A 13,444-nucleotide genomic window follows, 5' to 3' on the forward strand; every position below is an offset into this window, starting at 1 on the left:
CGCCTAAAAGCACCAGCGACCAAGCGGGCGGATGTGCTATTTTGCTTTACTGAAAACCAAACAAGCACCTTTGACTCTGATGAACAGTGCCAAAGGTGCTTGCTTCTCTCTCGCGTAATTAGCGGCGAACGAATAATACCATCGGAAAATGCTGCGAAGGTTTCGCGCTACCAATTAAAACGCTTTGCGATTTCTCCATTGCCTCAGAAGACCCTGAAATTGAGGTCATAAATTTCTCTATCGTCACCGTTAACCGGTGTGATGTCCTGCGGACAGGCAGACATTGCAACGATCAGATCCTCTAATGCCTCAAATTCGATTACATCTCCCGGCTTTGAAATCGGTGCAAGAAACTCAATGGCACCATCCTCACCAAGCCCTACGTTCATCCATAAGTTCAGAGGCGATGGAAGATGCGTGGCAGTCTCACCGAGTACTGCGAGTGCCATCCTCAGGTTGTCAGTACAGTTATCGTGATAGCCATTAACCCCGAGCCCTTTGTACCGATTGAGATCACAGGAAGCGATGAGCATGTCATGAACACCCGGAGAGGTGTCACTGAGCACCTTCAACACGGGACGCCGCCAGTTCGTGACCAATTCGTCCTGTTCCTTGATCGAGTTCCTTCCCAGATGAGTCCTGCAATGCTCCATAGATAACGATTCATGCAGGTTATCTTCCTTAAACGCCCAGAAATCACAGACCTGGCTCCCGCTGTCATTCCTTAACTCGAGCGTGTTGCCTTTTTTCAGGCGCACGGCCACACCACAACGAGCCGGAACCCTGTACCATTGTCCCGGACTGGGGGTGCCATCCGAGGCAATTGCGCTAGTCAGAGAATCGTTACTGCCCTCGGATATCCCTGGAGCAAAACTGAGAAAGGTCTCGTTCATGATGATTTCAACGCCTCTACTGATTTTGGAATGGCCCTTTTTGCTACCTTCTCAAGGGCGGCGGTCAGAACTGCATAGCTAACGATGGTCGCAACGATGGCATTCAAAGGTGCGACACTGAAAACACCCGTGTCTGGCGATGCCACCGAGACGGCAATTGCAATTAGCCAGGCAACGATCGCAACTCCGTTGAATCTTTGTGGCTTAAAGCTCTCAACGGATGGGTAATTTGTTCTGGCGCGGAAGAAGAAATCGGCAATGATGATTCCACCGATCGGTGGCAGCGACACGCTCAGGAAACTGAGCCATCCTATGAAGTTGTTATAGAGAAAATCCGATGCGACAGTGCCGAAAATGCCAGCAGCCCATACCAAGTGGGATCGCTTCAGGCCAGTAATATTCACCAGTCCGAGACCTGAGGCATAAAGTGCGTTGTCGTTGGTTGTCCAGATATTGAGGACCAGCAAAATAATCCCGGCACCCAACAGGCCTTGAAGAGCCAGAACCTCTGCAATGTCCGAAACCCCTGTGGCGATTGCGCCGACAGCGCCAAAAATGAACATCAGGCTGTTACCGAAAACGAACCCGATTGCAGTAGAAAAGACACCGATTCGCTTATTCTTTGAGAAGCGCACAAAGTCCGGAGTAAGCGTCGCCCCACTGATGAAAGAACCAACCGCGAGTGACATCCCGACAGCAATAGTCATAGACCCGCTGGGCTCTGAGAAAAGGATCGTATCGATGCCTTCGGGCGCGTCAAATATGGCCTTGAAGACAGAAGTAAAGCCGAGAATGAGTATGGCGGGAACCGCAATCATGCTGAGCAATTCAATGGCCTTGAAACCTACCGCAACGGTATAGGTCATTGCCAGACCGCCGACCAAGAGAAGAGGAACATAAGGGATGCCCACATACTTGGTAATGGGGGCAGACAACATCGCTATCCCTACACCGAACCATCCGATTTGCGTTATGGCCAGCATGAAAGAGGGAAGCTTCGATCCTTTAACTCCGAAGGAATGCCACAATAGAACGTGCGTTGAGAGGTTGGTTTTAGATGCAGCGTACGCCAGGAGTGAGCCGTATATCCCAAGTAGCAGGTTGCCACCAAGAATAACCAGCAAAAGATCGGGCCAAAGACTGAAATTCTGGCCTAGCGTGCCGCCGGTCCACATGCTCGACGCAAAGAATGTGAATCCCAGCATCACCGCTGTCATAGAAATAAAGCCCCTTCTTGCATTAAGAGGGACCGCTGTTAATGCGTAGTCACCATGACTCTCCAGCTCGTCTTTGTTAGTTTGACTGTTCATAGCCTTATCCTTGTAATTTGATCAAACTTCATTCTTGGACGTCCAACCATCGTCTTGAGAGATAGTTGTGTTCGTCCATCACCGAATTCCAAATTGCTATATTTGATCTACGCTCGAGATAGTTTCCGCCTTCGTGCACCTCCCCTGGGTCAATGATTTTGTTGCCAAACGGGTCTTTAAGAGATTTTTTGGTCTCGCGACCTTCGTACCAATAATTCCATTCATCCTTTTCCAGAAACTTCTTGGTGCTTTTCGGGTTCGCAACATATGCACCGTTTCTGGTCATCGAAGCGCCGGCAAATCCGTCAAGCCACCAATTCAGGTACCGATATGCCATATCAAGTTTGCTACCTTGCGCTTCACTGGATATTGAGAGCCCACCAAACCAGCCTCGGTATCCCTCCTTTGGTGTGCACATATTGACGTTTATTCCGAGGCGGCGAAGATAAACAAATCCTTGCCACCACATACTTGATATTTGAACTCGTTTAGCATTGATTGCATTAGCCACTTCGGATTCTTCTTTCCAGAACTGTGCAAAATGCTTTTTCTTTTTTAATCCCAAAAGAAAATCGATCAATTCGTCTATTTCAGGAATTTCAAAGTTTCCCGCATCCTTAAAACTTTTCCCGGAGTACGATTGGTAGGCGAGATAACAGTCGATGACACCGATTGCCGCATCATTCTGGATGCTCACTTGGCCGGAGAATTCGGGATCAAATAAAGCTGCCCAACTATTGGCGTAGTGCGTTTCCTTGCCGACCATGGCAAAAGTGTCGGCGTTGTACACCGTTGGCAACATGCTCAGATTTTCCGTGCAATCTCCGGTTAAACGGTCCGCTGAATCGATAAAAAGTCTTGAAAATGGACTTCCTCCGGGAGTTCCCTTGGAGTCGCAAGAAACTCTTAAACTATTGAGGGACTCAGATATGTCATCCCAATGAGCAATCCTGTTGATGTCTATCGCTTGTAAGCTTTTAGTTGGCCAAATCAAATCCAAGTCGTGAAACCACTGATCATATACATCGAACTTTTGGGGACTTAGCGCAGCAACCCGCTGCGCCTCGGTTCCGTCCAATGTAATGTACTTAATGGGAAACCCAAGATCGGATTCAGCCTTCTTCTTTATTACTTCCAGGTGCGTAACTGATGTTCCCAAGACTGTTAATTCTTCTGTGTTGCTATTTTTTATAGTCTTCATCACATACTCCATTTCACATATAGGACGGTGCTTGTTCCATAATTTCTTTAAAAGTACAGAACTCCACACCCTCGTGGCTTAACATGTAATCAATTAACCTTTCGTGCATAAGAAGGACTTGAGGCCTTCCCGAAACATCTGGATGGATCGTCATTGGAAAAACCGCAAAATCGTATTCTCGATAAACCCAATCAAACTGGTCCTTCCACAACTCTTCAATTTGCCTTGGCGTGACAAACCCATGGCTGTTTGCCTGGTTTTTCACAAACATCATTGGGACTTCATCGTCCAGGTACCAATTTGCAGGGATCTCAAGGAGGTCAGTCACCTGCCCTCTTTCGATCGGTTTCATCCACTCTGCGGCATCCTTTGAGTAGTCGATCTTCGTCCAACGATCATTCTTTCTTAAGTAATAGGGTTGGAAGTCGTGGTGCATCAGGCTGTGGTCGTACTTGATTCCGCGAGAAAGCAAAAGATCGGCGGTGTTTTTGCTGAATTCCCACCATGGTGCGACGTACCCAACCGGCCGCTGTCCGCTGAAGCGTTCCACCAATTTGATGGATTTATCCAAGACATCACGCTCTTGCTCGTAAGTCATTGAAATCGGGTTTTCATGACTGTAGCCGTGCAATCCAACCTCGTGCCCTGCCTCGACTATTTCCATAAATTGACTGGGAAAGCTTTCAATCGAGTGGCCGGGAACGAACCATGAGGCTTTGATTCCGAAACGATCGAATAGATCAATCAATCGTGGAGTGCCGACTTCACCAGCGAAAACGCCTCTGGAGATATCGCTGGGTGAGTCCTCGCCTCCGTAGGAACCAAGCCAACCGGCAACGGCATCAAGATCTACTCCATAGGCAACCATTATTTTTTTCATCGGTATCACCTCAATGAGACACTGTGTCAGGTGTGTAAATGTTGTGGTTTGAAAGCGCCGCTTCTAGAAAGAGCGCGGTTTTTAGAAGGAAGTCATCCTTGCCGGACCCGGCGGCCAACTGGATTGAAGTCGAAAATCCATTTGGGGCATGACCATTCGGAATGGCTATCGCTGGCATCCCGAGGTAATTCGCGTACATCGTGTTGCCGAGGATGAGTTTATTGAACGCCTTGAACTGCTCGACGCCCTGCTGCACCGATGCAATAGCAGGCGGTAGAATTCTTACTGTTGGCTGGAGAAGGATCTTGTTACCAATGCTGGAAGGCAGCTCTGCTCGCAGGTTTCTTTTTGCCTTCTGAAGGAGTGCATAGCTCCTGCGGTTGAGTAACGTTCCTTCTTTTAGCCTCTGCAAGATCTTCGGGTCGAGATACGAAGTGAGTCCGTTCTTAAATAATTCTTCGTACTGCTCGGCCGCCTCATGAGCGACCAGGCTTCCATGTATTTCGAAGAGCCGGTCAACTTCTGTGTAGGGTGAAAAATCAACTTCGTGAATCTCGAACCCAAGGTTGGACAACAAGTCCAGGCTTCTATCGAAATTGTCTTTGATGTGCGAATCACGTGGCTGGATCGACTTATTGCGTGGTACCAGGAACTCGGTTTGCTCGGAGAGCATTCGAACTTTCGGTATAGGGGCCAGACCTCTCAGGGCCTGATCCAGAATGATGCAGTCCTGTACTGTGAGAGAATTGATGCCCAAATGATCCAGTGAGGGTGCTAGAGGAGCCACTCCCCTCAAAGGGTATCTATTGAAAGATGGCTTGAATCCGACGACGCCACAAAACGCAGCGGGAATCCGGGACGATCCCGAGGTATCAGTACCCAGTGACACAGGCCAAAGTCCTGAGGCGACACCTGCGGCACTTCCCGAAGACGAACCACCCGTGATGTATTTACCGGTAGTTGCTCTCGGATTAATGGGACTGCCAAATAAGTCGTTTGTCCCGACTCCTGAAAACGCCAACTCGGACAGATTTGTCTTCCCGCCGAAAACCATTCCCTGAAAACCAAGTCTCTCGACGGCCTCAGCGCTTCTCTTCGCAGGCGGCGTATTCCTATATACAAGAGAACCGCGAGAGGTAGTGCACCCTTCAACATCGATAAGATCTTTTACTCCAAAAGGAATGCCGTCGAGCAATCCAAATTGCTCATCGTTCAGATACCTTTTTTCACTGGAGCGAGCTTGGACCAACGGAGTTTCGCCCAGAGGCTCCACCAGGATCCCCTGGTTCTTGGAATACCCCTGTTTAAACCGAGTTTCCCTAAAGACATCGACGGGAGTTAATCGACCTGATCTCATCCCAAAGCTAAGAGCCTCAATTCGACTTTTCAGGGACCCCTCACGAAGAATTTCGCTGATTCTCATCACAGTGCCTTCCACGTATTGTTCTATTTTTGAAAGATAGCTTAAAATGACTATTGGATACAATACCTATTCGTGATTAACGTGTCTCTGTTAGGTCCAATTTGCATTACAGTGCAAAGTCGCTATGCTCCGACAAGCGTTTCGGGAGGAAAAAGGCATTGGCAAAACAAAGGGCTAGTGGAAAAAAACCGAATTTTGAGGTCATCAAGAACGCACTGGAGGCGGCGCTTGAAAGGGGCGCCTTCCCGGAAGGACAGGTTATTCTCGAAGGACACATTGCCGAGATATTCAACACAAGCCGAGCACCGGTACGACGCGCTCTGGCCGAGCTACATGAAGAAGGCAAACTCTTTAAGTTCGAAGGGAGAGGCTACAAAACCGACAACTCTGACATTATCCATAGGCAGGAAATTCGACCAGACACGCTTGGTTTGGACGAAAAAGCTCAGGCTAGCGCTCCCTCAGAGCCTAGTATTATTGACGATGCCTACAAAGCAACTAAACGATCCATCTCAATCGCTATGACGTTTGGTCAATTCAGGATCCGCTCTGAAAATCATTCCCAGCATTTTGGAGTCAGCAGGACAATCTCCAGGGAAATTCTCGGCAAACTGATGGACGAGGGTCTTGTTGGAAAAGACAACACCGGGCACTGGATTACAGGGCCGCTTACGGCTCGGGACGTAAAGCAGGATTATGAAACAAGAAGGCTGTTAGAACCGTACTCCCTGGAAACCTGCGGACCATTAATTCCGATGGAACTCCTTGAGCAAATGAAACTTCGCCTCGAGGAAGCACTTACGAAAAGCCCTGACAACAAAGATCAGAGACTTTTGGAAACGATTGAAGCTGACCTTCATCAGCGATGCCACTCATTCAACCAGAATAAAAAGATCGCCAAGTTTATCAATCAAAGTTTGACACCCTTGGTGGTAGGTCTAGTGTTCAGCGACGCCGTGAAAGCGTCAGTTGAAAAACCTGGCATACGGGAGCACCTTGCCGTTATTGAATCGCTGATCTCTGGGAAATACTCCGATGCATCGGAGCATCTTCATAACCATCTTTTGAATGCAGAGATCAGGACCCTTGAAAGGATGAAGTCCTTGTCCGTTATTCCAGAACCTTCTTTGCCGACCTACCTAGTAAAAATATCGTAGAAAATCGGGCGAATAGTGGCAAACTCCCGTCCTCACAGATCATAAAATATATGCAGTTTGCAGAGTCACATTTGGTGGTTGATCAGCGGATTTTTTTGATTCAGATATGAGTCGTTTAAAAAGCCGGAATCCAACCCCGCAGGATTTACTGAGTCCTTCAGATACGCGTGGCAGTTCTGAACAAAAATGAGCCTTTTCTTTCCCACCACTTGAGAGATCATCTGCTCATCAACGTCCAGCAGCGCGACAATACTCAACGCGCTTTTATTGCGAAGATCGCAGGCTGTGGCCATCAATTCAACGGTGCTCTTTTTCTGGACGAATTTCAGATAAAACCACCGCCGCAAAAGCTCCTTCATTCCTTCTGTCGGTATATAGTTTCCCTGCGATACCTGAGTTAAACCGGTCATGGAGCCCTCCCGAACTTAATCAACGATAGTCATTACTTTGACGATCAGGGCGGCCAGAATGTTACAGGAAGGTCTCTTCAATGATCTTGACGCCGAATTAAGAAGTTTACTTACGTACGAACTACTGGTTCAAAGTATCTTCCATCCACTTCAGAAACCTGACTGCACCGCGGGTCTCAAAGCTGTTCTTGTTTGGTACGTAATAGCAAAGGTTTGACTCTACCGGCTGAGTTTCAAACTGGTGTAGAAGTTTGGCCTTTGACAACCTTGCAGCCAGCGTTGTCGAACAAAACACCAGTCCGTTTTCCGCCATTGCCTGCTGGATTCCGAAAATCTCTTGATCAAACTTTTTGAGTCTTATATCGGCCCCACCCAGTCCATTTTTTTTCAACCAGGCGCCGAATGGAGGATCCGGTAGCGATCTATTTTTCCACTCGGTTGAAAACACGGTAATGGTCTCATTTGCCCACGCGGGCGGCTCCTTGCCATACGCGCCAAACACATTGAACGACTCGGATTTGACGACATCAGCTTTCTGAACAGTCAAGGCATCGCCGAGCCGGATCGGAATAATGTAGGGCTGGTTTTCTACAGACTCGCCTGTCGAAATTTCGACAGAAATATCCGGGTTGGCTTGCTCAAACTCATGCTGGTAAGGGATCAGCACCATGGCTGCCAAGGATGATGTTGTTGTCACCCTGACCGCACTGCCCGCCTTCATCACCTCCTCCAGTGCACTGTCAATTCTCTGAAATCCCTCCGAGGTGGCTTTTGCCAATCTTGAACCTGTTCCCGTAAGGGATATCCGTCTCCCCTGCCGATGAAACAAACTTATGTTTAACCGATTTTCCAGGTTGCCGATGTGGTGCGAAATAGCGGCCGGCGTCAGCGAGAGCTCCTCTGCGGCCAATTTAAAGCTTCCCAGTCGGGCAGCCGCCTCAAAGGCTTTCAGTGCCTGTAACGATACCTGCACACGTAATCTCCGAATCCACCACCAAGTTAGGAACATTATAGGTGAACTTAACTCATCTGTAAGTGCATTCTTTTCGTTTGTCCCGGTCTCCATAGGCTCACAAAATAGCCACTGTTAATCACCAACCGAGGCAAGCAAAATGGGCACACTATTACACATCGACTCAAGCGTCAGAGCCGCAAACAACCCGAACCCGGATCACGATTCCATATCGAAGAACATCGCTCGTCGATTTATTGAGACCTGGCGACAGAAACGGCCCACGGATGACTATATCTATCGTGACGTAGGGATGAATCCACCTGATTTCATTAGCCAGGATTGGATAGGCGCGGTGTTCACTCCTGAAGAAAAGAGGACCCCCGCGCAGCGGGAAAGACTGGCGTTGTCCGACACGTTGATAGCTGAGGTGGCCAAAGCCGACGTTATCCTCATTTCCTCACCAATGTACAACTACGGCATGCCTGCTCACCTGAAGGCCTGGTTCGATCAGATCGTGCGCATCGACAAAACGTTTGATTTTGATCTCTCACGAGGAGACTTCCCCCTGCAGCCCCTGCTCTCAGGTAAAACTCTGATCATAGTGACCTCCAGCGGAGAGTTTGGCTTTGAAAAAGGTGGAATACGAGAGGTGGCTGGTCACCTGGCACCGCACCTGCGCACGCTGAGTAAGTATCTCGGCGTAGACACAGTCTACGAGATTGCCGCCGAGTACCAGGAATTTGGGGACGAGAGGCATCGGATATCAGTCGCCAATGCCAGGCAGCGAGCCGAGGAGCTCGCCCTTGAACTAGGCATTTCAAACCTGGCTCAACCGTCGAATCATCAGATTGCCGATGTGTAAGGCGATTAACGAAGAACGTCTCTACTTCAAGAAATACCACTCGGCGTAGTGACTCAGGGTGTTTTTGGACTGGCGGTGTTGTCGGTTCCATTTATGAACCACCAGCGTACACGGCATGGAGAAGAGCACGATGGACATTCAAATCAAAACCACCCGAAAGGCGCCCGTGTTTGGGCATGAAGCTGATTTGATAGATGGCTTGCAGACCGGGCACCCACAAGCCTTTGCGGAAGCTTACCGGCGATATCATCCAGTGATGCTGAGGGTTGCGGCCAAGTACACTTCTGCAGCCATGGCCGATGATATCGCCCAGGAGGCCTGGATGGCGGCGATTGGAGCCATTGGTTCTTTCGAGGGCCGTTCGTCACTCAAGACCTGGCTGTGCCGGATTGTCACCAATAAAGCCTTCAACACGTATCGGGAAAACCGTAAGGAATTTCCTGCCACGCCAAGCCTCGCCCTGTTGTCCGATAACTCACCGGACAACCAATTTAATGGCGCCGCCGGGCATCTTAGCGAACCGGAGCTGGCTACCCAGACTGCAAAGGTTCAGGAACGCATTCGCGTTGAAATGAAGAATATGAACCGGGATCACGCCAACGCGATTCTGCTCAAGGGCATGAGCCCACTCACCGGCTCGCAGGTGTCCGATGTGCTCGAGATTTCCCACGGAAACCTGCGGGTCATCCTGCACCGTGTACGAAATGAACTGGCCGCCCTGCTCTGATCCAGGCGGCCTGTTCACTGTGTTTTGCTAAAACTGGAGAACGCCTATGAGTACCCAACGTCCACCACTACCTCCGTTTACCCAGGAAAGTGCCATTGAAAAGGTCCGCCTTGCCGAAGATGGCTGGAACAGCCGGGACCCGGCGAAGGTTGCCCTCGCCTACACAGCGGACACCCGCTGGCGCAATCGGGCGGAGTTCGCCAATGGCCGCGAACAGGTCGAGGAATTCCTTACCCGTAAATGGAATCGTGAACTGGATTACCGCCTTATCAAGGAGCTCTGGGCCTACACCGACAACCGGATTGCTGTGCGCTATGCCTATGAGTGGCACGACGGTAGCGGGAACTGGTTTCGGTCCTACGGAAATGAAAATTGGGAATTTGATGATAACGGGCTGATGCAGCGACGATTCGCGTGCATTAATGACAGCCCTATGAAAGAAAGAGATCGTCTTTTCGCTTGGCCCCTCGGTCGCCGACCAGATGGTCACCCCGGCCTCAGTGACCTGGGTCTCTGATCTCTAACTGATTCAGGAGATACCACATGTCTGATCTCACCCAAGGCACGCACCATATCGGCCTGACCGTATCCAAGCTGGAAGATAGGCGCGGTGTTCACTCCGAAGAAAAGAGAACCCCAGCGCAGCGGGAAAGACTGGCGCTGTCCGACACGTTGATAGCTGAGGTGGCCAAAGCCGACGTTATCCTCATTTCCTCGCCAATGTACAACTACGGCGTGCCTGCTCATCTGAAGGCCTGGTTCGATCAGATCGTGCGCATCGACAAAACGTATGATTTTGATCTCTCACGAGGAGAATTCCCCCTGCAGCCCCTGCTCTCAGGTAAAACTCTGATCATAGTGACTTCCAGCGGAGAGTTTGGCTTTGAAAAAGGTGGAATACGAGAGGTCGCTGGTCACCTGGCACCGCACCTGCGCACGCTGAGTAAGTATCTCGGCGTAGACACAGTCTACGAGATTGCCGCCGAGTACCAGGAATTTGGGGACGAGAGGCATCGGATATCAGTCGCCAATGCCAGGCAGCGAGCCGAGGAGCTCGCCCTTGAACTAAGCATTTCAAACCTGGCTCAACCGTCGAATTATGAGATTGCCGATGTGTAAGGCGATTAACGAAGAACGTCTCATGGAGTGTGCTGACATCGCCATTGATTTGGCTGTCAGCAATGTAAAGGCCAATGGCTTGCCCTTTTCGGCAATTATTCTGGATCAAAATGGGGACCTGATTGGCCAAGGCGTGAATCAGGTCGCCAAGCAACTGGACTGTACCGCACACGCTGAAATCCAGGCGATCAGAGAGGCTTCACGGACTGTAAAAAGGGTCTCACTCAGCGGGACAACGTTGATTGCGTCAGGAGAGCCTTGCGCCCTCTGCTATATGGCAATTCGTATGGCGGGGATTCAGAAAGTCGTTGTGTTGTCGAGTCGATATGAGGCGGAAGAACAGGGGTTTAATTATCTATGGACATACGAGTATCTCAACGAAAGCATTTTTCATGAGTTCGAGGTTCTGGCGCTGGATAATGAGAGGAGGTTACTCCCATTCCAAATAGCCAAAATGAACATGGGCGATTAAGAACCTACTTCGCCCAAAATCCACGATACAAATGCGCGAACCTTGTCCGTGCGGAATTTCGCTTCCGGTGCAACCAGGTAGTATTGGTACTCTGCCGGGACCGAAATTTCAATCGGGCTCTGAAGCAAGCCGGCTTTAAAAAGATCGGCAACGAGGCTGTATCGCATCAATGCTATCCCCCTGCCAGCCAGCACAGCCTCCACGAGCGTCGATCCCTCTGTTACCCGAAGCGTTATGGAGCTGTCAGGTATTTCGATGCCGAGTTCTTCCTGAAACGCTCTCCACGAGCTTTCCAGGTCGCTTGATTCATCGATAAGCCACGGAAGTTTTGCCAGACTCTCAGGCGTTACAGGCTCACTGTCAGTGAGCATGCTGTGACACACCGGCAGCAGTTTTTCTTCGAGCAATAGCCTGGACTCGAGCCCGGGATAATTACCGCTGCCATACCGGATCGCGAGATCCACGCCATCACCCTGAAAACCAACCAACTGCAAATTGGGTTGAAGACTTAGCTGGATCTCAGGATGAGCTCTTTGAAACGAATCGATTCTGGGCACAAGCCACCGACTCGCGAAGGATGGCACTGTTGCAACGGTCAGTCGTCCAGGATCGGAGTTTGGTGCAAACAGCGCAATGCCTCTCTCCAGCTCCTGAAAGCCAGTCTCCACATACCCCGAAAGTGCTCTGCCTTCATGCGTCAGCCTCACTTCGCGGGTTAAACGAACAAAAAGCTTCAACCCCAGAAAATCCTCCAAGCCACGAATGTGGGTGCTGACGGCCGCCTGGGAAATGTTCAGGGCCTCTGCCGCCGATTTGAAGCTTAGCTCTCTCGCAGCGTACCGAAATGCCTGCAATGCCCTAAGCGGAGGTAGTTTCTGCATTGGTTCCATTCTGCTCACGGTTAATTTTTAATTAAGCATAGACCAGGTTTACCCGTTTGTTCGGGGAACCGTTGACTGAAAACATAAGGTGACTAAATCAACGGTAGGAATACTCATCATGAAAATTGAAGTCCCAATCATCAGTGCTTTTGTTGACGGCGATTCCGGCGGCAACCCTGCAGGTGTTGTGTTGAATGCCGACCTATTCAGCTCCGAGCAAAAACAGAAGATCGCGGCGGCTGTCGGCTTGTCGGAAACGGCTTTTGTGTCTGCGTCGGAGTTGGCAGACATAAAACTGGAATTTTTTACACCAACCCAGCAGATCGCTCACTGTGGCCATGCAACGATCGCGACATTCAGTTTTCTAAAGCAAAAAGGTCTGTTAGCCCATGATCAGTCATCAAAGGAAACCATTGATGGCCTGAGATCGGTCAACATGGAGGACGAAGCCGCCTATATGGAACAGAGGGCTCCTCGCTTTGAGGCGCTGGACGAGAATGATCTAAAGACCGCCCTGCTGTCCCTTGGAATAACCACCGACGATCTGATCGAGGGTGCCGAGCCGATGCTGGTCAATACCGGCAACAGCTTTGTGGTGATTGGCATTCGAGACGGCCAGACAGTCAAGGGTCTTCAGCCAGATTTCGGCCTCATCGAGAGGCTTAGCGAAGCTCTGGATCTTATAGGATTTTACGTATTCTCCTTCGACGGCGTTGGCGATGGGAGAGACGCAGGAGCCCGCATGTTCGCACCCCGATATGGCATCCTGGAGGAGTCTGCGACAGGAATGGCTGCTGGCCCGCTGGCCTGCTATCTGCGTGAGCAATTGGCTATCCAGAAGCAGGAGTTCACTATCGAACAGGGTCGCTGGATGCCCGCACCCTCACCTAGCGTCATAAACGTGCGGCTGACTATTGGAACCGATAGCAGGATCAAGAACCTGTTCGCGGGTGGTCGGGGCGCAATCAGAAAAGTTATTGAAGTTGATTTTTGATGACCCTTAGGCGAGCACTAACGCGCTCGTCTAAACCCATCACCTGAGCTGATGTGTTGTATACCGCAAAGCAATTTTTTCTGTAGACGGGAAACCAAGAGAATAACCATCAAGCCAATACGGCGATGCTGTTTAACTTAACTCTCTTACAAGGTGGAAT

Annotated in this window: 15 protein-coding genes; 7 read left to right on the forward strand and 8 right to left on the reverse strand. The window is 50.1% G+C overall.

All coding sequences use genetic code 11. The features are described from left to right. Nucleotides 1-203: 203 nt before the first annotated feature. Genes J3362_RS06765 through J3362_RS06785 form a run of 5 tightly spaced genes read right to left on the reverse strand, consistent with a single transcriptional unit; the run spans nucleotide 204 to nucleotide 5,707 of the window. Nucleotides 204-893, reverse strand: a complete 690-nt coding sequence (locus J3362_RS06765) for a DUF1989 domain-containing protein (RefSeq protein WP_349518774.1) — start codon at nucleotides 891-893, stop codon at nucleotides 204-206. Continuing rightward, nucleotides 890-2,203 carry a cytosine permease gene (gene codB, locus J3362_RS06770; RefSeq protein ID WP_349518775.1) on the reverse strand — a complete coding sequence of 438 codons (1,314 nt, stop codon included), beginning with the start codon at nucleotides 2,201-2,203 and terminating at the stop codon, nucleotides 890-892. The genes J3362_RS06765 and codB overlap by 4 nt, the downstream gene beginning before the upstream one ends. Before the next feature lie 28 nt (nucleotides 2,204-2,231). Beyond that, nucleotides 2,232-3,404, reverse strand: a complete 1,173-nt coding sequence (locus J3362_RS06775) for an ABC transporter substrate-binding protein (protein WP_349518777.1) — start codon at nucleotides 3,402-3,404, stop codon at nucleotides 2,232-2,234. Nucleotides 3,405-3,417: 13 nt separating this feature from the next. Next, the gene (locus tag J3362_RS06780) at nucleotides 3,418-4,284 is read right to left on the reverse strand and encodes a polysaccharide deacetylase family protein (protein WP_349518778.1); all 867 of its coding nucleotides are present in this window, start codon (nucleotides 4,282-4,284) and stop codon (nucleotides 3,418-3,420) included. 10 nt (nucleotides 4,285-4,294) lie between these two features. Beyond that, on the reverse strand, nucleotides 4,295-5,707 hold the full coding sequence (locus tag J3362_RS06785) for an amidase family protein (RefSeq protein WP_349518779.1): 1,413 nt from the start codon (nucleotides 5,705-5,707) through the stop codon (nucleotides 4,295-4,297). Nucleotides 5,708-5,865: 158 nt separating this feature from the next. Between J3362_RS06785 and J3362_RS06790 the strand changes: the two genes are divergently transcribed. Then, a complete protein-coding gene (locus tag J3362_RS06790) occupies nucleotides 5,866-6,864 on the forward strand; it encodes a GntR family transcriptional regulator (RefSeq protein WP_349518781.1) in 999 nt (332 codons plus the stop codon). 65 nt (nucleotides 6,865-6,929) lie between these two features. On the opposite strand, the gene J3362_RS06795 is transcribed toward J3362_RS06790, so the two are convergent. Next, a complete protein-coding gene (locus J3362_RS06795) occupies nucleotides 6,930-7,274 on the reverse strand; it encodes a hypothetical protein (RefSeq protein ID WP_349518782.1) in 345 nt (114 codons plus the stop codon). Between the two features lie 121 nt (nucleotides 7,275-7,395). Then, a complete protein-coding gene (locus tag J3362_RS06800) occupies nucleotides 7,396-8,247 on the reverse strand; it encodes a LysR family transcriptional regulator (protein ID WP_349518783.1) in 852 nt (283 codons plus the stop codon). A 139-nt stretch (nucleotides 8,248-8,386) separates the two neighbouring features. Here J3362_RS06800 and J3362_RS06805 point away from each other — a divergent pair, with 139 nt between their 5' ends. The 5 genes from J3362_RS06805 to J3362_RS06825 all read left to right on the forward strand — a co-directional run bounded on the left by J3362_RS06805 (nucleotide 8,387) and on the right by J3362_RS06825 (nucleotide 11,409). Continuing rightward, a complete protein-coding gene (locus J3362_RS06805) occupies nucleotides 8,387-9,091 on the forward strand; it encodes an FMN-dependent NADH-azoreductase (protein WP_349518785.1) in 705 nt (234 codons plus the stop codon). A 130-nt stretch (nucleotides 9,092-9,221) separates the two neighbouring features. Continuing rightward, nucleotides 9,222-9,818: an RNA polymerase sigma factor gene (locus tag J3362_RS06810; protein ID WP_349518786.1), complete on the forward strand. Its 597-nt coding sequence runs from the start codon at nucleotides 9,222-9,224 to the stop codon at nucleotides 9,816-9,818. Nucleotides 9,819-9,864: 46 nt separating this feature from the next. After that, entirely contained in the window at nucleotides 9,865-10,335 is a 471-nt protein-coding gene (locus J3362_RS06815; RefSeq protein WP_349518787.1) for a nuclear transport factor 2 family protein, read from the forward strand. A 26-nt stretch (nucleotides 10,336-10,361) separates the two neighbouring features. After that, nucleotides 10,362-10,937: an FMN-dependent NADH-azoreductase gene (locus J3362_RS06820; protein ID WP_349518789.1), complete on the forward strand. Its 576-nt coding sequence runs from the start codon at nucleotides 10,362-10,364 to the stop codon at nucleotides 10,935-10,937. Next, nucleotides 10,930-11,409 (forward strand): nucleoside deaminase, encoded by a 480-nt coding sequence (locus tag J3362_RS06825; protein ID WP_349518790.1) that lies wholly within the window; start codon nucleotides 10,930-10,932, stop codon nucleotides 11,407-11,409. Before J3362_RS06820 ends, J3362_RS06825 begins: the two co-directional genes overlap by 8 nt. On the opposite strand, the gene J3362_RS06830 is transcribed toward J3362_RS06825, so the two are convergent. Further along, complete coding sequence (locus tag J3362_RS06830) at nucleotides 11,406-12,299, reverse strand: LysR substrate-binding domain-containing protein (RefSeq protein ID WP_349518791.1); 894 nt, start codon at nucleotides 12,297-12,299, stop codon at nucleotides 11,406-11,408. The two genes, J3362_RS06825 and J3362_RS06830, sit on opposite strands and share 4 nt — an antisense overlap. Before the next feature lie 109 nt (nucleotides 12,300-12,408). Between J3362_RS06830 and J3362_RS06835 the strand changes: the two genes are divergently transcribed. Further along, entirely contained in the window at nucleotides 12,409-13,284 is an 876-nt protein-coding gene (locus tag J3362_RS06835) for a PhzF family phenazine biosynthesis protein (RefSeq protein ID WP_349518792.1), read from the forward strand. Nucleotides 13,285-13,444: the final 160 nt, after the last annotated feature.

It is taken from the genome of Marinobacter sp. NFXS11 (genome assembly GCF_040148675.1).
Classification (GTDB): domain Bacteria; phylum Pseudomonadota; class Gammaproteobacteria; order Pseudomonadales; family Oleiphilaceae; genus Marinobacter.